This is a genomic window from Alkalihalobacillus phoenicis (assembly GCF_047302405.1).
Classification (GTDB): domain Bacteria; phylum Bacillota; class Bacilli; order Bacillales; family Bacillaceae_D; genus Alkalihalobacillus.
On record NZ_CP154853.1, the window covers coordinates 1,472,363 to 1,494,943 of the forward strand.

19 protein-coding genes and 1 riboswitch are annotated in these 22,581 nt (G+C 37.6%); of the genes, 18 read left to right on the forward strand and 1 reads right to left on the reverse strand.

Annotated features, from left to right (window positions below; translation table 11 throughout):
- Positions 1-849, forward strand: coding sequence for a DUF421 domain-containing protein (locus AA0017_RS07030; RefSeq protein ID WP_413380375.1), 849 nt, complete (start codon positions 1-3; stop codon positions 847-849).
- Between the two features lie 10 nt (positions 850-859).
- Here AA0017_RS07030 and AA0017_RS07035 read toward each other — a convergent pair whose 3' ends face one another.
- Complete coding sequence (locus tag AA0017_RS07035; RefSeq protein ID WP_413380376.1) at positions 860-1,576, reverse strand: DUF421 domain-containing protein; 717 nt, start codon at positions 1,574-1,576, stop codon at positions 860-862.
- Between the two features lie 207 nt (positions 1,577-1,783).
- On the opposite strand from AA0017_RS07035, the gene AA0017_RS07040 reads away from it, so the two are divergent.
- The 17 genes from AA0017_RS07040 to AA0017_RS07120 all read left to right on the forward strand — a co-directional run bounded on the left by AA0017_RS07040 (position 1,784) and on the right by AA0017_RS07120 (position 22,492).
- The gene (locus AA0017_RS07040; protein WP_413380377.1) at positions 1,784-2,932 is read left to right on the forward strand and encodes a D-alanyl-D-alanine carboxypeptidase family protein; all 1,149 of its coding nucleotides are present in this window, start codon (positions 1,784-1,786) and stop codon (positions 2,930-2,932) included.
- The gene (locus AA0017_RS07045; protein ID WP_413380378.1) at positions 2,925-3,518 is read left to right on the forward strand and encodes a nucleoside recognition domain-containing protein; all 594 of its coding nucleotides are present in this window, start codon (positions 2,925-2,927) and stop codon (positions 3,516-3,518) included. The genes AA0017_RS07040 and AA0017_RS07045 overlap by 8 nt, the downstream gene beginning before the upstream one ends.
- Positions 3,519-4,049: a spore maturation protein gene (locus tag AA0017_RS07050; protein ID WP_413380379.1), complete on the forward strand. Its 531-nt coding sequence runs from the start codon at positions 3,519-3,521 to the stop codon at positions 4,047-4,049.
- Positions 4,050-4,828: 779 nt separating this feature from the next.
- Complete coding sequence (locus AA0017_RS07055) at positions 4,829-5,557, forward strand: pseudouridine synthase (protein WP_413380380.1); 729 nt, start codon at positions 4,829-4,831, stop codon at positions 5,555-5,557.
- A gap of 225 nt (positions 5,558-5,782) precedes the next feature.
- Positions 5,783-6,310 (forward strand): thiol-disulfide oxidoreductase ResA, encoded by a 528-nt coding sequence (resA, locus tag AA0017_RS07060; RefSeq protein WP_413380381.1) that lies wholly within the window; start codon positions 5,783-5,785, stop codon positions 6,308-6,310.
- A 13-nt stretch (positions 6,311-6,323) separates the two neighbouring features.
- Positions 6,324-8,003 (forward strand): cytochrome c biogenesis protein ResB, encoded by a 1,680-nt coding sequence (locus AA0017_RS07065; protein ID WP_413380382.1) that lies wholly within the window; start codon positions 6,324-6,326, stop codon positions 8,001-8,003.
- A gap of 2 nt (positions 8,004-8,005) precedes the next feature.
- Complete coding sequence (ccsB, locus tag AA0017_RS07070; protein ID WP_413380384.1) at positions 8,006-9,196, forward strand: c-type cytochrome biogenesis protein CcsB; 1,191 nt, start codon at positions 8,006-8,008, stop codon at positions 9,194-9,196.
- Positions 9,197-9,403: 207 nt separating this feature from the next.
- On the forward strand, positions 9,404-10,120 hold the full coding sequence (locus AA0017_RS07075) for a response regulator (RefSeq protein ID WP_413380385.1): 717 nt from the start codon (positions 9,404-9,406) through the stop codon (positions 10,118-10,120).
- Positions 10,120-11,892 (forward strand): ATP-binding protein, encoded by a 1,773-nt coding sequence (locus AA0017_RS07080; protein WP_413380386.1) that lies wholly within the window; start codon positions 10,120-10,122, stop codon positions 11,890-11,892. The genes AA0017_RS07075 and AA0017_RS07080 overlap by 1 nt, the downstream gene beginning before the upstream one ends.
- 960 nt (positions 11,893-12,852) lie before the next feature.
- Positions 12,853-12,993: riboswitch (cobalamin riboswitch) on the forward strand.
- Between the two features lie 179 nt (positions 12,994-13,172).
- On the forward strand, positions 13,173-14,144 hold the full coding sequence (locus tag AA0017_RS07085) for an ABC transporter substrate-binding protein (protein ID WP_413380387.1): 972 nt from the start codon (positions 13,173-13,175) through the stop codon (positions 14,142-14,144).
- Positions 14,107-15,165 (forward strand): FecCD family ABC transporter permease, encoded by a 1,059-nt coding sequence (locus tag AA0017_RS07090; RefSeq protein ID WP_413380388.1) that lies wholly within the window; start codon positions 14,107-14,109, stop codon positions 15,163-15,165. The genes AA0017_RS07085 and AA0017_RS07090 overlap by 38 nt, the downstream gene beginning before the upstream one ends.
- Before the next feature lie 13 nt (positions 15,166-15,178).
- On the forward strand, positions 15,179-16,519 hold the full coding sequence (locus AA0017_RS07095) for a heme ABC transporter ATP-binding protein (RefSeq protein ID WP_413380389.1): 1,341 nt from the start codon (positions 15,179-15,181) through the stop codon (positions 16,517-16,519).
- 193 nt (positions 16,520-16,712) lie between these two features.
- Positions 16,713-17,294: a cob(I)yrinic acid a,c-diamide adenosyltransferase gene (locus tag AA0017_RS07100; protein WP_413380390.1), complete on the forward strand. Its 582-nt coding sequence runs from the start codon at positions 16,713-16,715 to the stop codon at positions 17,292-17,294.
- Between the two features lie 359 nt (positions 17,295-17,653).
- Positions 17,654-18,592 (forward strand): VanW family protein, encoded by a 939-nt coding sequence (locus AA0017_RS07105; RefSeq protein ID WP_413380392.1) that lies wholly within the window; start codon positions 17,654-17,656, stop codon positions 18,590-18,592.
- Positions 18,593-18,757: 165 nt separating this feature from the next.
- Positions 18,758-20,254 carry a spore germination protein gene (locus AA0017_RS07110; protein WP_413380394.1) on the forward strand — a complete coding sequence of 499 codons (1,497 nt, stop codon included), beginning with the start codon at positions 18,758-18,760 and terminating at the stop codon, positions 20,252-20,254.
- Positions 20,255-20,280: 26 nt separating this feature from the next.
- Positions 20,281-21,399: a GerAB/ArcD/ProY family transporter gene (locus tag AA0017_RS07115; RefSeq protein ID WP_413380395.1), complete on the forward strand. Its 1,119-nt coding sequence runs from the start codon at positions 20,281-20,283 to the stop codon at positions 21,397-21,399.
- The gene (locus AA0017_RS07120; protein ID WP_413380396.1) at positions 21,380-22,492 is read left to right on the forward strand and encodes a Ger(x)C family spore germination protein; all 1,113 of its coding nucleotides are present in this window, start codon (positions 21,380-21,382) and stop codon (positions 22,490-22,492) included. Before AA0017_RS07115 ends, AA0017_RS07120 begins: the two co-directional genes overlap by 20 nt.
- The last annotated feature ends 89 nt before the right edge of the window (positions 22,493-22,581 follow it).

Genomic DNA, 22,581 nt, shown 5'->3' on the forward strand with positions numbered 1-22,581 from the left:
ATGCCAGGGTGGGTCGAGATAATCGTACGGTCCATGGTTGCGATTATTATATTATACATCGTGTCCAAAATCATTGTTAAAAAGCCGATGGGGGAAAGCTCGTTTTTTGAATTTGCTTTATTAACTAGTATTGTTATTATTGCTGCTATAAGTGCAACGATGCTTTCTATACCATCTGCTTTGGCTTTTACGGCCTTAATTGTATGGTCAACGGTTACAGCTTTAATCTATTATTTGTCTGTAAAAAGCGCAAAGTTTCGAGTCTTGTTATTTGGCAAAGGGACACCTGTTATTCAAGGGGGTAAAATCCTTGAAGATGCTTTAAATAAGCAGCATATAACAGGGGATGAGCTTTTGAGAAAACTACGTAAAAAAGATGTCTTTCAATTTGCTGATGTTGAATTCGCTATGCTCGAAACAAATGGTGAACTAAATGTTTTATTAAAGGAAGACAAAAAGCAAGCAGTGGCTAGAAGCAGTACGAAAAAAAATAAACAGCCAGAAACCGTCGTCGCTGACGGCCGAATTCTTGACCAAAATCTCGGGAATCGTGGTTTAAACCGCGATTGGCTTCAAACAGAGTTAGCCAAACAAGATGTCTCACTAGAAAGTGTTTTCCTAGCCCAAATTGATGCGAATGGAGACCTCTATGTTGATTTATTTGATGATAGTTTACAACAGCAGGATCCTGTGACCATACCTTTATTAAAAGCTACTATGCAAAAAATTCAAGCAGATTTACAACTTTATTCATTAGATACTGATAACCAGACGGCTAAAGAAATGTTTAAAAGGTGTGCAGAGCAAATAAATGAAGCTTATTTAGAGATTGAACGAGATTTGCGGTAATCAAATTCAATTAATGCTGAATTAATTGAATTTGATTATCCTCCCGTGTATAGGAGAGATGGAGTTCACCTTTGCCGTTCAATGTGCAAAGAAAAACATCTTCAAGACGGATAACGCCTCTTTCTTCTACATAATTTCTAATTCTCTCTTCAGTGATCCCGAGCTTTTCCATGATTTCTAATTGAAACGTACCATCAAGAATAACAGGGTACGAAATGCCACTCGATTTTTGTTGTAAATCCATATCTTCTAAAGCCGGAGTTGCTTTCTCAGGCTTTTTTTGAACGCTTATATCCCCATTTGCTTCAATAATGCCTAATTCAACATCTTCAATATCAAAAATGCCTTTTTGTCTCAGTAATTGTAAAATATTATCGATTGAATAACGAATTGATTCAATATTACCTGCTAATAATTTTCCTTTTTGGATCACGACTGTTGGCTCAAATGTAATCCATTTTCCGAACTTTCGATTTTTAATTAAAAGTCTCGCTGTGAATTTTTGAAAGAGAGCGATAACAATGATCGCAAATGCGGTATGAATATGGGGAATACTAGGATCGGCAATGTCTGCCCCTGCTACAGAAGCTAAGCTCATAACAATAAGAAAATCAAAGATAGGCAATTCCCCAATAGAACGTTTGCCCATCACTAATGTAACGACTAAAAGAAGTGGGAATATCGAAAAAATACGAATTAAGACAATAGCTAGTTCCTGAATTAACATAATGGCATCCCTCATACTCCTTTTCCATAATATAACTTTTAGTATGTTCGATTCGATAATCTCTTAAACGAAATTTTGAAAAATGTCATAACAATCGTTGTCCCGCATACATTTTGTTAAGAGGAGACATGCTCTCTTTATAAAAGCGTTCCTTAATCAAAATAAAACTATTACTTGAAAGGGATTGTGGGTGATTGGATGAAATTCATGAAAAAAAGTGTACTAACTGTGCTTGTCTTCTTGCTTCTTTTGCCTTTTTCAGACTTGACACAAGCAGCCAATCAACGTAATTTTTCGGTTTCAGCCCAAGCGGTGATTTTAATGGAGCAATCATCAGGAAGAGTCTTATATGCTAAACAAGAACATGAGCCATTACGAATAGCTAGTATTACGAAAATAATGACGGCGATATTGGCGATTGAATCTGGGCAACTTGATGAGATTGTGACTGTATCGGATCGGGCGTTCGGCACGGAAGGTTCATCTATTTTTCTTCGACTAAACGAAAAAATTAAATTAGAAGACCTTGTTTATGGTTTGATGCTTAGAAGTGGAAATGATGCAGCAGTGGCGATTGCTGAGCATGTTGGTGGAAGTTTGGAAGGATTCGTTCTCCTAATGAATCAAAAGGCAGAAGAGATCGGGATGTCAAATACAATGTTTCAAAACCCACATGGTTTAGATGATCATGAGGATCATTATTCAAGTGTTTATGATATGGCTCTATTAACCCAATACGCTATGCAAAGTGAAGATTTCCAAACGATATCGAAAACGAAATCACATCGTGTTGATGAAGGGGGAGATATCCGTGTTTGGAAAAATAAAAATCGGATGTTAACAGAGTTTTATCCACATTCAACTGGTGGAAAAACAGGTTACACGAAAAGAGCCAAAAGAACACTTGTCTCAACAGCGACTAAAGAAGAGATGGATTTAATTGTCGTAACGATTAATGCCCCAAGTGACTGGCATGATCATATGAATTTATTTGAATGGGGTTTTTCTGAATATGACATCGAAACGATTTTACCTGAAGGACAAGTAAAAGGAATTAAAGATGATTTTTACGAAAACCATATTATTTCTAAGACGGAGATTACGTATCCATTAACTGTGAATGAAAAAGAGAATCTAAAAAGAGAATTGACGTTAATTAAGCCACCTGAAAAGAAGGAACACGAAAACTTTGAAGCTCCGTCTCCTATTGGTAAGGTTGAGTTTTATTTACAAGAAGAATTAATCCAAAAAACTCCCTTATATTATGATGGCCCCGAAAAGGCGGAGAAAAAAGGATTTTGGTCAAAGTGGTTTCATTTTTTTATTCATACTATTGGAGTAAAAATCGTTGATTAATATCATCTGGGTCTCATTGCTTCTTATTGGACTAATATTTGCTGCATTTAACGGAACGATTGCTGAAGTGAATGCAGCGGTATTTTCGGGGGCAAAAGAAGCGGTGACGATTTGTATTGGTTTAATTAGTATATTAGTTTTTTGGTTAGGGTTAATGAAAATTGCTGAAGTAGCGGGTTTACTTAAAAGTTTTGCCCAGTTAATGAGGCCGATTTTTAAACGACTTTTTCCAGAGGTGCCTACTGATCATCCTGCAATGGGATATATTTTATCAAATATGACAGCGAACATGTTTGGTTTAGGTAATGCGGCAACCCCAATGGGAATTAAAGCGATGGAGGAGTTGAAAGGATTAAATGGTGGTAAAGATTCAGCAAGTCGGTCAATGATCACATTGCTTGCCATTAATACAGCAGGTCTTTCTTTAATTCCAACGACAGTGATTTCGATTCGGATGACGTATGGCTCAGCAAATCCGACTGAAATCGTCGGTACGACTTTAATTGCCTCGCTCATTTCTATGGTAGGAGCGATTTTGATCGACCGATATTTTTATTATCGTCGTAAAAGAAAGGGGAGAGCCTAATTGGCTATCATTACATTTATTTCCATATGGATCATCCCCGCTTTAATTGGATTTATTTTATTATATGGAACATTAAAAAAAGTTCCAACTTATGAGACTTTTGTTGAGGGTGCGAAGGATGGGTTCGGTTTAGCGATTTCCATCATCCCATTTTTGGTGGGGATGCTTGTGGCCATCTCTGTTTTTAGAGCTTCAGGAGCAATGGACTTTATAGTAGATTTGTTAAAGCCTCTTTTATCATTTATCGGCGTACCAGCTGAGGTTGTGCCACTTGCGATGATTCGCCCGATTTCTGGGACCGGTGCATTAGGAATGACGACTGATTTAATTGCAACATACGGACCAGATTCTTTTATCGGTCGACTTGCAGCGACAATGCAAGGGAGTACTGATACAACCCTCTATATTTTAACTGTCTATTTTGGAGCTGTCGGTATTAAGAAAATGGGTGATGCTTTAAAAGTTGGCCTCTTAGCTGATATCGTTGGTTTAATCGCTGCGATTGTTGTTGTAACTTTAGTGTTTGGATAATCAAGATGAAAGAGTAAAAGAAAGAGGATTTCCGTTAAGTGCTGTGCTTAATTTGGACATCCTCTTTTTGTGTATTGTAGTAATGATGGAAATGAGTGCTGAAGTCAGTTATTAAAGGAGGAATGAGAATTAAAGCTCGTGATTCGACACGTGCCCACTGTCACTTGTCAAAAAAATCCCCTATGAAGCCGGAAGCAGTTGAAAAAGAGCTGGAAAGGGGATCATAGGAGGCCAATGAAGCCCAAAGCCAACAAATAAGAGCCGGAAAGGGAATCATAGGAGGCCAATGAAGCCGGAAGTCAGCAAATAAGAGCTGGAAAGGGAATCATAGGGGGTCAATGAAGCCGGAAGCCATTGAATAAAAGCCACAAAGGGAATCATAGGGGGTCAATGAAGCCCGAAGCCAGCAAATAAAAGCCACAAAGGGAATCAAAGGCCCTCAATGAAGCCCGAAGCCATTAAATAAAAGCCACAAAGGGAATCAAAGGCTCTCAATGAATCCCAAAGCCATTGAATAAAAGCCGCAAAGGGAATCATAGGAGGCCAATGAAGCCCAAAGCCAGCAAATAAAAGCCGGAAAAGGAATCATAGGACGTCAATGTCATTTGTCAAGTGCCTGTCACTTGTTGAATAACCTGAAGAGTATAGGTTTACAATAATGAGCTCACAAAATAAATTGCTCAAAATGGGGGTTTTAGAACTAACCTTTACCCGGCTGAGAATTTCCTCGCTTGTATATTCGCAAGCAGAGAGTTATCATGTTAGGTGAGGTGAATGGAATGGAACGGTTACAAAAAGTGATTGCCCAAGCTGGGATTGCGTCAAGACGTAAAGCCGAACAGCTTATTTTGGATGGAAGAGTTACAGTCAATGGTAAAAGAGTGACAGAGTTAGGAGTGAAGGTAACACCGAATAAAGATAAGATAGAAGTGAATGGTGTTCCGATCGATCGAGAAGAGCCTGCTTATTATATCCTTTATAAACCTACTTCTGTTATATCGAGTGTCAAGGATGAGAAAGGTCGAAAAGTTGTCACAGATTATATTGAAACGGCAACACGTCTTTTCCCTGTTGGTCGTTTGGATTACGATACATCTGGTTTATTATTAATGACAAATGATGGCGAATTAGCGAATCAATTAATGCACCCGAAATTTAACATAGAAAAAGTTTATGTTGCCAAAGTAAAAGGAATTCCTACTAGAGAAGAAATAAAAAAACTAGTAACAGGTATTCGATTAGAAGACGGGATGACTGCACCAGCAAAAGCGAAAATACTTTCGTTTGATAAGAAAAAGCAAACGGCCATTATTCAACTAACAATTCATGAAGGTAGAAATCGACAAGTTCGTCGCATGTTTGAAGCACTTGGTTATCCTGTTATGAAGTTAAAAAGAGAACAGTACAGCTTTTTAAATTTACATGGATTAAATCCAGGAGACGCTCGGGTTTTAAAGCCTATTGAAGTAAAACATTTAAAAGAGTTAGCTGTCACTAAACCGTCATAAAGCAAAGTGATAGATTTAAATAATTAAGGTTATAATGAGACTGGGCTATTTTATGAACTTATTGTCTAAAAATAGCCTTACATAATTTATTTGAAAAGTCATTAGAAAAAACCGTTAAATGAAGGTGATGACTTTCTTATTCATGTCAAGATTTCTTTGTGGGGCACTTAGAGGTTCTGAAATAGGTAAAGAATTATCGGGACCTGGAGAAGGGAGGACGTAAAAGTGAAGACAAAACGTTTAATAATGCGATCATCGATTTTAGTTGTTATGGCCGTTGCGATTGGCTATACATTTTATTACAACTTCTTTGCGGATAAAAGTGTAGCAAAAGCTGGAAATGAAGCGGTTAATTTTGCCCTCGAGGATTTAGATGGTGAGATGATTGTATTAGATGAACTAAAAGGTAAAGGTGTTTTTATCAATTTTTGGGGAACATTTTGTCCACCATGTGTAAGAGAAATGCCAATCATGGAGGAACTTTATCAAGAGTATAAAGATCAAGGGATTGAAATCGTTGCCGTTAATGCAAGTGAACCACCATTAACCGTCGAACGTTTTGCATCTCGGTTAGATTTAACTTTTCCTGTTGTGATTGATAATGGACGAAATGTGATTGATGCTTACGGTATCCGGCCACTTCCAACAACGGTGTTGGTCGATGAGGAAGGGACAATCGTTCGCGTTTTTACAGGTTTATTAACAGAAGAAATTATTAGAGAGTTTATGGAAGAAATCAAGCCTTCTTCATAATTGAGGTGTAACAATGGATAAGATCAAATGTGAATGTGGACATTTAAATCCACATGGCACAATTATCTGTGAGTCATGTGGGAAGCCTTTAGGCAACGAAAATGATGATAAACCATTATTAAATATGCGTTATGAAGGTGTAGCTAGACGCTCTCAAACGTATAAATCTAATATTATTGATAAGATTTGGATGTTTTTTTCATCTGTTAAAGTCGGAATTTGGATTATCGTTATTTTACTTGTTGCCTCGATATTTGGAACGATTTTCCCTCAGCAATTTTATATCGGTGGAGAAGATCCAGCAGTGTTTTATCAAGAAGAGTATGGAACATTAGGGCAACTATACTATCAGTTAGGTTTTCATAATTTATATAGCTCGTGGTGGTATATGGCTTTAATTGCCGCACTTGGGGTTTCCTTAATCATCGCAAGTCTTGACCGAGTTGTCCCACTCTATCGTGCTCTTAAGAAACAACGGATTACTCGTCACCAAAATTTTATGAAAAGACAACGAGTTTTTGGTTCTTCACAAATTGAGGACATTGATGAGCAATTTGATGTGTTAAAAGGTAGATTGAAGGATAAGAAATACAACGTTCGTGAAGAAAATGGAAATCTAGTCGCAGAAAAGGGACGTTTTTCTCGTTGGGGTCCTTATGTGAATCATCTTGGACTTATTATCTTTTTAATGGGTTGTATGTTACGTTATTTTCCAGGTTTTTATGTGGACGAGCATGTTTGGGTTCGGGAAGGGGAATATACAGTTGTTCCGGGGACCAATCAAGAATTATATATTGGGAACGAACAATTTATCATTGAATTTTATGACCCTGATGATGAAATCTTTAAAGATTCGATAGAACGTGCAGACGGTACAGTTGTCAAAACCTATCAGACCAATGCTGTTTTATATGAAGCGGATCCTGATGCACCTGTTGGCGTTGTCGGTGATTTAGAAGAGGTAGCTCGCTCGGAAATACGAGTAAATGAACCATTAAAATATAAAGGGTTTAATTTTTATCAGCTTGATTATAAGTTGAATGAATTACAAAACATGAGTTTTACAGTTGAAAATAAAGAAACAGGAGAACGATTTGGACGTTTAGACATTGATTTAAATGATCCGGAAAAAGTGTATAATCTTGGTGATGGGTATACCGTAACCATAGTTGAATACTTTCCAAACTATTATTTAAACAGTAACAATGAACCATCTACACGTTCTAGCATCCCGGATAATCCTGCCTTTATTTTTAATACGGTTACACCTGAGACACCAGAGGGTGAGCGAAGTTTTGTCGGCATTATGCAAAACTATGAATTGCCAGGGACTGGTCAAGCTGTAGCAGATGTAGACCATGATTTTAAACTATCATTTATTGATGTTGAAATGAGCAATGTCACAGGTCTTGGGGTTAGAAAAGACTTAACGCTTCCATTATTAATTGCTGGTGGAGCTATCTTTATGATCGGTTTGATTCAAGGTTCTTATTGGGCTCACCGTCGTATTTGGTTCCAGCGTATTAGCGGAGAAGTTTGGATTGCTGGTCATACGAATAAAAACTGGTTAACTTTAAGAACAGACATTGGGGAAGTCATTAAAGATACGGGGCTTTTAGCACCTATTGATCAGTCTGAAGAAAAAGAGAAACAAGATGAATTAGAAAATCAAAAAAGGAATCAGGAGGGTTAAAAATGGCAGCTTTAAGTTCGAATCTTTTACTCGTTGCCTTTTTCCTCTATCTTGCTGCGACGATTTTTTTCGCCGTATCATTACCGGGGAAAAACTTTCGCAACAAGCAAGGAGAAATTAAAAATAATAAATGGGGAATATATGGTTTTGTTGTTTCGGTAATAGCAAGTTTATTTTCATTAGGTTATTTTGTAACAAGATGGATAGCAGCTGGTCATGCCCCAGTTTCTAACATGTTTGAATATATGACATTCCTCGGAATTGCGATCGGAATCGCCTTTGTGATTTTATATGCAATTTACCGTACGAATGTATTAGGATTATTTACGATGCCAGTCGTCATGTTAATTATTGCTTATGCATCTGTTTTTCCGAGAGAAATTGCTCCACTTATTCCTGCCCTGCAAAGTAACTGGTTGAAAATCCACGTGATCACAACTGCATTAGGTCAAGGGATATTAGCGATTGGTTTTGCAGCTGGTTTAATTTATTTAATCCGGACTATTGATTTTACAAAACGGAATAAGAAGACCGTTTCATTAGAATTAATTATGTATGGGTTAATTAGTACGGTCGGTTTTATTTTAATTACAAATATCTTTAATGCAGTAGGTTATGAAGCGGAGTTCAATTATATTAATGAAAATGGCGTGGAAGCCTCTATTGTTTACGAAATGCCGGCGATTATCGGTCCACATGAAGGAACACTTTTATCTAGTGAGCGTTTTGAACCTGTTATTAATGCCCCAGCGATCATTCGTTCAGATGATTTAAATACCGTTCTTTGGTCCTTTTTTGCTGGAGCCATTTTATATGTATTAATTCGATTAATTGCGAGAAAACGTGTGGCCGCCATATTCCAGCCATTAATAAAAGGCATTAGCCCGCAAACGATTGATGAAGTTAGTTATCGTGCGATCGCGATCGGTTTCCCTGTATTCACATTAGGTGGACTTATCTTTGCGATGATTTGGGCACAAGTTGCTTGGTCGAGATTTTGGGGATGGGACCCTAAAGAGGTCTGGGCTCTGATTACATTCCTTTTTTATGCCGCCTATTTACATTTACGTTTATCAAAAGGATGGCATGGCGAACGATCAGCATGGCTGGGTGTTATCGGTTTTGCGATCATTATGTTTAACCTTGTATTTGTTAATTTAGTTATTGCTGGACTACATTCCTATGCGGGATGACCTTTGAGACCCTGCGAATGCACGGGTCTCTTTATTTAAATCCTCTATTTGTAGTAACGATTTTCTTTATTAATAAGGATTAGGAAAGATGTTACAATAAAGACAAGTACAAATGGTGGGAGCGTATTTTAAAAGATTAACTAATGTAAGCTATGTTCGTTAGATTAAGCAAACGGACTTCGCTTTTGATTATAGGAGGCGTATTCAATGGAAAAAGAAGCACGTATTTTAGTTGTAGATGATGAGGATCGTATTCGTAGATTGTTAAAAATGTATTTAGAGCGCGAAAACTATCAAGTCGAAGAAGCGGAAAATGGCGAGATAGCCTTACAAAAAGCATTAGAGCAAGATTATGATTTAATTTTGCTTGATTTAATGATGCCTGGAATGGATGGGCTTGAAGTTTGTTTAGAATTAAGAAAAACGAAAGCAACCCCTGTTATGATGTTAACAGCAAAAGGGGAAGAAGCCAATCGGGTTCAAGGTTTTGAAGCTGGAACAGACGATTACATCGTAAAACCGTTTAGCCCGAGAGAGGTTGTTCTACGGGTTAAAGCCTTACTAAGACGTTCTTCTACGACGAAGTTTTTGCAAACGGAAACGCAGGCAAAAGATATGCTCGTTTTTCAAAATCTTGTGATTGATAATGATGCCCACCGTGTAACTGTTTCAGGTCAAGAAATTAATTTAACACCTAAAGAGTATGAATTACTGCATTATTTAGCCCAAGCACCTGATAAAGTGTTTTCGCGTGAGCAACTTTTAAAAGATGTCTGGAATTATGATTTTTTTGGTGATCTGCGTACAGTAGATACTCATATTAAACGACTAAGAGAAAAGTTAAACCGTATTTCGCAAGACGCTGCTGCGATGATCTCAACGGTTTGGGGTGTCGGTTACAAGTTTGAAGGTCAAAAAGAGTAATGCTTTGGCGAAGTGTTGTTGGGAAATTATGGTTTACATTTCTTTTGCTCGTGACGGTCGTGTTAACGATTTTAATGGTGATGTTATTACGTTCATTTGAAAAATTCCATATTCAAGAGGCGGAATCTCAACTCGCCCATCATGCGAATATGATTGCGAATATTTATGACGGATATACGGATCAAGATGAAGCTTTAATGAGGATTGGTCAATATACAGAGCTTTTAGAAATCAACATTATCCTTGTCAATCAAGGAGAAAAAGTGATGGATAAAGTCGAGCCTGGAAGTTGGAATTTACCATTAGAAGTGTTTTATCAGAATGAAAGGTTATCACGTGTATTTGAAGGGGAAGCCGTCGTCATAGAAGAAGGCAAATTTATGATGGATGATTCCAATTATACCGCACCTGAACTTATGGTCGCAGGTGTTCCGTTAAGAACGAATGAATTAGATAATAGTGCCGTTTTTTTATATCAATCTTTAGAGGTTATTGAAGAAACGTCTCGAGAAACAAAAAGTATTATTTATTTATCTGCTGGAATCGCGATTGTTTTGACAACGGTTTTTGCTTTTTTTCTTTCAACAAGAATTACCGCCCCATTAAGAAGAATGCGTGAAGCGGCTCTTGAACTAGCTAGAGGGAAATTTGAATCGAAAATCCCGATTGTCAGTCATGATGAAATTGGCTTATTAGGAATGGCCTTTAATCGAATGGCACGAGATTTAAACGTCTCCATTACTGAATTAAATCAGGAGAAAGAACAGCTTTCCCGAATTTTAATTAGTATGGCTGATGGGGTTATTACGTTTAATCGGCAAGGTGAAATTATGATTACAAACCCTCCTGCTGAGCGTTTTTTAGAGTCATGGTTATACGAAGATGGTGTCGTTAATCAAAAAATGACTCCAGTAGAATTGAATAATCTCTTCCAAAAGGTTGTGGCTGGTGAGAAAGAGCAACAGTTGGAGATGAATATTCAAGGTCGGAGTTGGGCTATATTAATGACACCACTCTATGATGCGGAGCAAATCCGTGGGGCTGTCGCTGTAATTCGAGATATGACTGAGGAGCGACAGCATGATAAATTACGAAAAGATTTTATTGCGAATGTTTCTCATGAGCTCCGTACGCCCATTTCTATGTTACAAGGGTACAGTGAAGCGATTATTGATGATATAGCTGAAAGTCATGAAGAGAAAAAGGAATTGGCTCGGATTATTTATGATGAGTCATTAAGAATGGGGCGGCTTGTTAATGAACTGCTTGATATCGCTCGAATGGAAGCGGGCTATGTTGATTTACAAAAGGATGAAATGGATATTCACACTTATATTCAAAAGGTTGTCCGCAAGTTTAATGGCTTAGCAAAAGATGAAGAGATTTCTCTAAAACTAGAAACAACACCGGATTTACCGATGGGCTATTTTGATCCTGATCGGATTGAACAAGTCTTAACGAACTTAATTCATAATGCCATTCGTCATACGCCAAAAGGTGGGCTAGTGACCGTAAAAGTAAATCGTGACGAAAATTACTTTTTATTTGATGTCGATGATAACGGAACGGGAATTGCCGAACAAGATTTGCCATATGTTTTCGAACGTTTTTATAAGGCTGATAAAGCAAGAACTCGAGCTAAAGGTGGAACAGGTCTTGGACTTGCTATTGCTAAAAACATTATTGATTCACATAAAGGGGAAATTACGGTTCGTAGCAAATTAAACGAAGGAACTTGCTTCTCTTTTAAGTTACCGATCGTCAGTCGTTAAAGGGAAGAAAACCGAGAGTTATTTTTATCGTATATTCATTAACTCAACTTTCGCATCGAGAAAATCCGTTCAACGAGTTGGCAGAGCGAAAGGGAAGCTCTTAAACAAATGCCCTTGACATGTTCGAAAAGCGAGAACGCACTATCACACAAAACGGATAAACTGTGCATCAAGAAAAAAATATACAATGTACAATGTGCTTCGGCGGTCGCTCCCAAACAGACACTCCGCGTCCTTGCCGAGAACCTCATGAGCCTCCTCAGCGTTTCACGCTTGCGGGGTCTCATTGGACGGTTTATTCCTGCGGGAGTCTCCGTGTCTGTTTGTCCGCTAGATCATGGAATCGAATCTAGGTTCGGTTTTCTCATTGAATAAAAAACAGTCATGACTTCAAAGTACATTAGCTTGAGAATGGTTTTTCTCCTTCAATGACTAATTCCGTTACAGTTGTAAACAAATCAGTGTTGATGCTCTGTACGTTAGCTAGATGATCGAGCTTGTTTCGATTAGAATCCTGTCTTTTCATGACTGCAGACTTAGGAAAAAAATAGGTGGCAACGACCTATTTAGTTCCATAACCAACAAAGTGAAGAAGGTCCTTCTGCGTTAGAAATAGCTGATTTGGAAAGAGCCATATCACCAAGCATCTCCACGACACTTAGCGGACAAAACCATACGGAGACTCCCGCAGGAATAAACCGTGGAGCGAGACCCCACAGGTCGTACCGAGGAGGCTCGCCAGGTTCCTGCAGGACGCGGAGTATGGTTTTGGTAGCGACAGCCGAAGCGCTGCTTAATCCTAGTGAACAGATTCCTTCAACAGCCTACGAAGAGATGTGTTCAGACTGTCAACGATTGAATCGTTCATGTAAAGTCAATTTGAGTATTGTACTGCCCTAAAGTCAATCTCTATCGACGGTTAAGGGTCCATTATACGCTGCGAAAGTTGAGTTATTAATTTTATATATTTAACAATTAGGTCATATTTTATATGTTAAATAGGGAAGTTGGTGTTATTCCAACACGGTCCCGCCACTGTGATTGTTTTTTCGAAATGGAAAAGCATAAGTCAGATTACTTGCCTAATTATCATTGTAAAAACCTTCGAGGACAAAGGGAAAACAATAGTCGAAAATATTTTGTTTAAAGAGGGTGAGTTTTTGACTCTCCATTTTTATTATTAAACAAAATGAATTGGTGGCTAAAACAGTCAGGCATTCCTCTCGATAGGGGAGTGCCTTTTTGACTAAATAAAGAGCGATATAGAAGGGGAATTAAAAATGAAAAATAGAAGCTGGTTTTTTGTTGCACTGATTTTATCTATTTTATTACTAGGTTGTTATGCAAACGAACCTGAAGCGATTTCTTCAGTTGAAGAGGTGGAAGAAAAGGAATTAACAAAGGAGGACAAAAACGGCTATCAAGTGGAGGTCGTTGATGCGTTTGGTGAGACGATCACACTTGAGGAACCAGAAACCATCATTTCCTTATTTCCGAGTGTGACTGAAACTTTATTTGCCCTTGATGTTGGAGAAAAGGTAATTGGGCGTCTGGATTGGGACAATTATCCACAGGAAGTATTAGAGGTTGAAAGTGTTGGTGAGATGGAATTTAATGTTGAAAAGGTCATTTCGTTAAATCCTGATTTAGTTATTGCACATGAATCAACTGTAACGGGTTATGGAGAAGGTTTGAAACAAGTGAAAGAAGCAGGGATTCATGTCATCGCGGTAGAGGATGCATCATCATTAGAAGATACATATGAAGTCATTGAATGGCTGGCCATGATAACAAATCAAGTAGATAAAGGTTTGGAGCTTACTGAAACGATGCAGCAGGCTTTAATGGAAATAAATAAAAAAGTAAGTGAAATAAGTGATGAAAAAACAGTATGGGTCGAAATTTCTCCTGCACCAGAAATTTATTCAGCTGGTGCCGATACATTTATTGATGAGCTGCTTCAATTAATGAATGCTGTGAATGTAGCCAATCAATTTAAAGGTTGGATTGCATTTACTGAGGAAGAGGCGGTCCATTTTCAACCGGATATTATTATTACAACGTATGGTGACTATGTTGAGCAATCAGCAGAAGCAATCTTAAATCGTCCAGGGTGGCAAGATGTTCCAGCTGTTAAAAACAATCAAATTTATGATGTTGATTCGGATACTGTGACAAGATCAGGTCCCAGGTTAGTTGAAGGGGCTGAAGAACTTGCTGCTGCCATTTATCCAGAGATTTTTAATCAATAATCGAGTTATACAATACACGGTTGTCGTTGCTTTTTGTTTCTTTGCTTTAATTTTATCTGTCAGTAAAGGGAGTGTTGAAATTCCGTTTAAGATGGTTATTCAAATTATTTTAGCGGAAGGTTTAAATTTCCCAATTAATGAACCGTTCGAAGCGAATATTGTGAACATTGTCATGCAAATTCGTTTGCCACGAGTGCTGCTCGCAATGATTGTAGGGGCAAGTTTGGCATTAGCTGGAGCAGCCTTTCAAGGTTTTTTGAAAAACCCACTGGCGGACCCCTATACTCTCGGTGTTTCATCGGGAGGGGCGGTAGGAGCTGTTTTTGTCCTTTTTTTTGGGATAACAATTCCAGGATTAGGTTTTTTTACATTACCTGTCGTTAGCATATTTTCTGCTTTTATGACGTTAATCCTCGTTATTAGCTTTTCTAGAATGGTACAACGTTCCATGTCAAGTGAAACGATTATTTTAGCAGGAATCGTATTTAGTTCTTTTTTAGGGGCGTTTATTTCTTTAATGATCGCTTTAACAGGGGAAGAACTGAGACAAATTATCGGTTGGTTAATGGGGAGTGTAGCGATGCGGGGCTGGAATTATGTGGGGATGGCATTCGCCTTATTAGTCATCGGTTTTCTTTTATTATTTTTTAACCGACAAGAGTTAAATGCATTAGCTTTTGGAGAAGAAACAGCTAGACAGTTAGGTGTTAATGTACGCATCCGTAAATATGTGATTTTAATTGGGGCGACTATTATAACCGGTGGTGCCGTGGCTGTTGCTGGGACCATTGGTTTTGTGGGATTAGTCGTTCCCCATATTACAAGATTATTATGGGGAGCCAATCACCGTCACCTATTACCTTTATCAATGTTTGTGGGAGCCGGATTTCTCGCCTTAACGGATTTAGTTGCCCGGACGATTATCGCTCCAACGGAATTACCGATTGGTGTCATTACAGCGATGATTGGGGCCCCTATCTTTGCAATTATCTTAATTCGTCAAAGAAAAGAACAAGTATGACAGGAGGGATTCGATGTTGAAAGTTGAGCAAGTCTCTGTCCAATATCATAAAAAAAAAGTCGTCAACAATATTTCATTTGCCATTCCAAAAGGAGAGTTTTTTGGGATTGTTGGTCCTAATGGAAGCGGGAAATCGACGTTGATGAATGCGATCAATGGTAGTCTAAAGCTCACACAAGGTTCAATCACTCTTCATGGGAAAAACATAAGTTCCTATCATTCAAAGGAACTAGCAAGACTTGTTGCCGTTTTACCACAAATGTCGGAACTCTCTTTTCATTATGATGTAAGAGAAATTGTTTCTTTAGGAAGATACCCATACCAAAAAGGTTGGCTTCAACAATTAACAAAAGAAGATGAACTGGTTATCGAGCAAGCCCTTATAGATACAAATACAAAGGCATTTCAACATAAGTTACTCCATACATTAAGTGGTGGGGAGTGTCAGAGAGTCCTACTAGCACGTGCACTAGCTCAACAACCTGAAGTGTTATTATTGGACGAACCAACGAATCATCTGGATTTATCGCATCAGATGAGTTTATTGGGTGCTTTAAAAAATTGGACAGAAGAAACAGGTTTAACGGTCATAGCGGTCTTGCATGATTTAAATTTGGCTAGCCTTTATTGTGATCGTCTTCTTTTAATGGATAATGGATGTGAGGTAGATTTAGCTGAGACGAATCGAGTAATGAATGAGACTCAATTAAAAAAAGTGTATAACGCCTCGATTCAGCGCCATGAACATCCAAATATAGCAAAGCCACTTATTACATTGGAACCGTTTGAACAAAAAGGTGGAATCAACGGATTAATAAACGCACTCTATATGTCAAATAAAGAGAGTCGTTTGGCGATTGAGAGTGAGCATATGTGGAAGTTTTATTCTAACTTTTCGAATAGTGGCTGGAGCCAGTCATTTGGTCTTGATTATACAAAAACAGAAGAAGAGAAAAAGGGAGTTCTCGTTACAGAAGGAACGATTGTCAAGACAATACAGTCTAAAACTAAAATTGAAAAAACAGAGATTTTAGTAGTGGGAAGTATCGAACAAATTGGTCAACAAAAGCGAAACATCCATCTTTTTGTTTTTGTCGAAGGGGCTTTATCTGAACAGGCTTTTTTACAAGCACTAATGCTTTTAACAGAAGCCAAAATGTCGTCTTATTTAGCTGTTGGAAATCAAAAAAGTTTAGTAGAGGGCAATCAAGATAGTCTGTTGGTTGCAGCTAGTCAAATAGGTGAAACCATTAATGATTTTTATCAAAAGAGTGAAGTACAGCTTAAGTTGTCAGAGGCAATTATCCAAACTTTGAATGGACTCTTTGCTCAGGAAGGATTTTTAGAATATTAATCCAGCTACGCCTGTTAGAAGCTCAAGAAAAATCGCCCATCTGAATGAAGACAAAAAGCATTTTCATCAGCTGTTCTTGCCCACAGGACGTGGGTACAAGGCGTTGCGGCAGGATGACGCGAACTTAGCGTTGTTCCTTAGTATTCTCGCTTCTGAACGAACAGGCTTCGCTTTATATTACAGGAGGTTTATGATGAAACTTTATACGAGAACCGGAGATGAAGGTAAAACGGGTGTGATTGGAGGGCGTGTTGATAAAGATGATATTCGAATTGAGGCGTATGGAACGATCGATGAACTAAATGCATTCGTAGCACTAGTTGTAGCGAAAATGGATCTTTCTCTATTAGCTGATATCCGAGCTGATTTTCTTATGATTCAGCATGAGCTTTTTGATTGTGGTGGTGATTTAGCGATTGTAAAAAAAGAGAAAGAACCTCCGTATAAAACGAAACAAGAAATGATTGATCAACTAGAAGTGAAAATGGATCGATATATGGAAGAAGCCCCACCGTTACAAAAATTTATTTTGCCTGGTGGTTCAGAATTAGCAGCCCTTATTCATGTTTGTCGAACCATTACAAGAAGAGCAGAGAGGCAGATCGCTTCCTTACAAAAACAAGAAGACATTCATCCGTTAGTGTTTAAGTATATGAATCGTTTGTCGGACTTTTTCTTCGTAGTGGCACGAGCTGTTAACGCTCGTTTAGCTATCCAGGATGTCGAATATGAAAGAAGTGCGATCGTGTTTCGTGAAAGCAAGAAGGAAAATTAATAAAAACACTTCAGCTCCACGCGGTCACTGAAAAAGTGAATGTATTTTTAATGAAAGAAAATCGTTCAAAAACATGATGTTTTGTTGATAATATGGCAAAGATAATGACCAAAATGGAGTAAACCCAATCATCCAAACTTATTCTAATACTAACAAGATTTTTTCAGTGGTTCCGGCTCAACTAGTCGGAATCGCTTTTTTTATGAAAAAGTGAGAATTCTGTTTTTTCTCTCGTTCTAGGAGTTAACTAGGCTTTCTACGGGCTTCTTCATGATGAGTTTTTTTCTTCTTCCTTTTTTTGCATTAGTCTTACGTTGTTTTCATATAATGCTCTGTGGTTATAAATGGAGGGGAGTCATTTGAAGAAAACAATTTTTTTATCATCATTTCTATTACTAGTTGGTTGTACTAATTGGATGCAAGAACAGGAAGAGAAAAGCCCATATGTGGCCGCTCTTCATCCGATTAGCGAACCAATTAATCAAATCGAGAAAATGGATGTTATCTGGGAGCTTGTTTTATTTGATACTTATAATGATGAGCATCATAAGATCAATCTAAATGACTATGGTTATATGAACAATCGGAATCAGAATCTGAATCAAGAACAGCTGGAAGCTTTAGCAAGCACATTTGCACAATCGATTGATACACCATTACAAAATGCTAGTCTAGCAGAAGATGGCACCATTATTCCTGGCCAAAGTAGAGTGATTTTATCTGAAAAAGAATTAGTGGAGCTACTAATGGATTTGGAGCGAGGTCAAGAGGAATTACAAATGCCTATATATGTGACAGAACCAAATGTTAAAGAAGAAGATGTGATTGGTATTGATGAATTAGTGATCGGTGAGTATAAAACGTATTTTGATGCGAGTGTCAGTGGACGAACGACAAATATTGAGTTATCAGCAAGTGCGATCGATCGTGTCATATTAGGTCCAGGTGATTCATTTTCTTTTAATGTAGTTGTTGGTGAACGAACAGTAGGGAGAGGTTATCAAGAAGCGATGGAAATTGTTAATAAAGAGTTTGTTATGGGGATAGGTGGTGGAATATGCCAAACATCCTCGACTTTATTTAATGCAATTGATGAGGCCGGTCTGGAAATCGTCGAGCACTACACCCATTCAAGGGAAATTGGTTATGTGCCAACAGGACGAGATGCGACCGTTTCGTGGGGCGGGCCAGATTTTAAATTTAAAAATCCCTATTCCTATCCAGTTATTTTAAAAACGGCGGTCGATAATGGTTCGATTACGATTCAAGTTTTAACAAAGGAAGAAAATCATTTATAAATAAAAATTTTACTATGAGTAAGCTAATCTATGAGAGTTCCCTTCTTATGGCTTAGCTTTTTTAATTCGTTAAAAAAGTAGAATGGTCATAATAAGTTGTATAATTCCTTTTCATGAAAATCATACTAACTGAGAGAATTCTAAAGTCTAAATTGGGGGGGACTTATGTTATTAAGGTGGATGAAAGAAAAGATTAAGTACAACGAAAAGACAGAATCCATTGAAGATGTGGTCAATAGCTTAAAATCCTCCGATGATTTTGTGCAATTCCACCATCAAATAAATCATCATGAGTATAGGATTTCTTATTTTAGCACTTTAGTTGATCCGGATCGAATTATAAGGGATTTTCTTCCTTATTTGAATAAAGCTGAATCAAATGATTTAGCTAAAGTGATTAACACTATTCCAATTAATAAAAAAGAAATGGTTACAAAAGGTTATCATGTTAAAGAATCATTAATGAGGGGGCAATTATTACTTGAAAGTTTAACAAGTCCAAAACAGTATGCTCTATTGGAAGTAAGTGTAGCCTCTGATCGAGAAGTTTCACAGCCTGAGGTTGAATTTAGTGTAACAGGACCACAAGAGTCATTTATTGAATCGTTAGATACGAACTTAAATTTAATTCGTAAACGACTTCCAATTGGTGAATTAAAAACAAAAAAATTAGTCTTAGGGAAATTAACAAAAACAAGAATAGCTATATTATATGTGGAAGGCATTGTTGATGAAGAGAATTTACGAACGATGCAACAACGACTAGAAGCGATTGATTATGACCAAATCATTGACTCTGGGAGCATTGCCCAGATGATTTCAGATGACTCTTTATCGGTTTTTCCACAATTTATCAACACAGAAAGACCAGAACGAGTATCGGCTGTTTTAGCAGAAGGGAAAGTGGCTTTTATAGTGGATGGTTCTCCTGAAGTTGTATTTGGCCCAACTACTTTAGTTGAGTTCTTTTCATCTTTAGAAGATTATTATTTAGGTTGGCAAGTTGCCTCTTTTACTAGGTTATTACGCTTTTTTGCTGTAACCTTTTCTGCATTGGCTTCACCCATTTATGTAGCGGTTTTAACTTATCATTACGAACTTATTCCAAAAGATTTGTTAGGACCGATAATCGGGTCTAGAATTACGATCCCCTTTCCGCCGATTATTGAAGCGGTGTTTTTAGAATTAACGATTGAATTATTAAGAGAGGCTGGGGCAAGATTACCAACAAAGGTAGGACAAACGATTGGAATCGTTGGCGGTATTGTCATTGGACAAGCTTCCGTTGAGGCTGGGTTAACGAGCAATATCCTGTTAATTATTGTGGCATTAGCTGCATTAGCTTCGTTTACAACCCCTATTTATCAAATTGGTAATACGATTCGAATTATCCGCTTTCCATTCTTACTTATGTCTGCTTGGTTTGGTTTAATTGGAATTGGTGCTGCATTGCTTTTTACGATTGTTCATTTATTGCATTTGCAATCACTTGGGCGCCCCTATTTATCACCGATATATCCACCTAGATTTACTGATTGGAAAGATGCTTTTATTCGATTGCCTTTTAGCTGGATGTCATCAAGGCCCGTTTATTTAAGACCTCAAAAGAAAAAACGCTTTGATTTTTTTGAAGCAAATAAAAAGCATGATATTGATGAGTAGTTAATCGATAAAAAAGGAGCGAAACAATGAGTGGAGAGAAAGTAATAAAAGAAAAATATTTGATTTCACCCTTTCTGTCCTTTTTTATTATCCATTCTATGCAAGTAGGAGTTGGGGTCTTAAGTTTTCAAAGTGAAATCGTTAAAGAAACAGGGTATGATGCTTGGATTTCGGTCATTCTTGCCGGGTTATTAGTGAGTTTTAGTATCGCTTGTATGTATATTATCTTAAAAAGAGCAGACGGAGATATTATTAAAGTTCATCAAGAGTTATTCGGAAAATGGATTGGTGGGCTCCTAAGTTTGCTCATTGCTACATTTCTTTTGTTTTTGGCGTTAATTATATTAAGAACATATATTGAAATTGTCCAGGTTTGGGTATTTGAAGATTTACCGACTTGGTTTTTTGCTTTACTGTCGATTCCATTTTTTTATTATGTGGTCTCAGGGGGCTTTCGAACAGTAGTTGGTTTGGCCTTTTTAAGTTTCCTTATCACTTTACCGATTTATCCGTTATTTTTGATGACATTAGAATTTGCTCAATATAATAATATCGTTCCGGTTTGGAAACACAGTATAGTAGAGGTGATTGAAGGGGCCAAGGTCGCAACGTTTAGTTATAGTGGGTTTGAATTATTACTTGTCTATTTCCCTTTTTTAAAACATAAAGAGCTGAGCCAAAAATGGTCACAGTTAGGGGCAGCATTTACAACGTTATTGTATACGTATATTACGCTCATTTGTTTATTTTTTTATAGTGAAGAACAAATTAATAAAACGATCTGGGCTTTGTTAACCTTGTTTAAAGTGATCGAATTTCCCTTTTTGGAGAGGTTTGAATATGTCGGTATAACGGTATGGATGTTTGTGGTGGCTCCGAATATCGCCCTAGCGATTTGGGCAGGGAGCCGTTTAGTAAAACGTGTCTTTAGTTTAAATCAACGCCATGTTCTCATTGTCATTGTCATTTTATTATGTACAAGTGCGGCCTTAATTCCATCACGAGCAGCTATTGAGGCTATAGCGGGCGTTTTTAATCAAATTGGTTTTTATTTTGCCTTTGTTTATATTCCTTTTCTAGTCCTTTTACAGACGATTGTTTATAAGTTTAAGAAGGGAGATACAAATGAAACGGCAGGTATGTAGTATCATAGTTATTTGTTTGTTTATTTTAACGAGTTGTAATGTTGATTCTGAAGTTATTGATGAGCTTTCTATCATCAGGGCGATTGGTTATGACACCGGTTCGGAAGAGAATTTAGTGAAAGTAACGGTTAACTATCCGACATTTACTGAGCAAGTATCAGAACAGTCCTTAAAACAAGAAGCGTTGCAAGGGGAAGGTGAGACACCTCGAGCCATTATAAACGATTTGAGTAATCGTTCACAAAAACCATTAGTAACAGGACAATTACGTGTAGTCCTATTTGGGGAAGAGCTAGCTAATAAAGGATTAGAGCCTTATGTTTTACCTTTGTATAAAGATCCAACTGTTGGTAATCGTATCTTAATGGCAGTTGTTGAAGAAAGTGAAGCATCTGATATTCTAAATGCAGAGGTAGGAACGGGAGAGCAAACGGGTGTCTACATTCCAGACCTGCTTGAGCAAAACCAAGAGAACGGGCAAGTTCCAAGAGCAAATCTGCATGAGTTTTTATTTAGTATGTATAGTGATGCAAGAGATCCTGCCTTGCCGATCATAAAAAGAATAGGCGGTTTGGAAGTAGAAATAACAGGTCTAGCTTTGTTTGATCGTGACCAACTGAAGACCAAATTAACACTAGATCAAAGTTTTTATTTGAAATTAATGCGAAAGCGATCGAAGCATAACTTTCATCAGTTTCATATTGAAGGAATCGCTCAAGAAACACCGGTTGTTATAGAAGTGATCAAAAGTAAGCTTGATTCAACGTTAGATAAAAACAGGGGGTACCCACATGTTACCTATACGATAAAGGTAGAATCGGTGATTTATGATACGGGTGGTGATGTGAATTTACGTGATGGAAAGGATAGAAAAACCATAGAAGAATCGATTGCTAACACGATCGAATCGAACGCTAAAGAGCTTCTGCAATTGTGTCAAGACCTCAATATCGATCCGATTGGTGTCGGAGAATTGTACAGAAGTCATACGAGAAAATGGGATCCCGACGTATGGATCAATTCCATTTATCGTACAGTTGAATTTGATGTCAAGGCAGAGGTGGAAATAGCTCAAACAGGTGCTGTTGAATAATCAAGCATAAAATGGGTCATGCTGTCATAGGGTAGTGTTAGTCTAAAGCTTTAACAAAAAAAGGAGCTAAACGGCATGGATATTTAAAG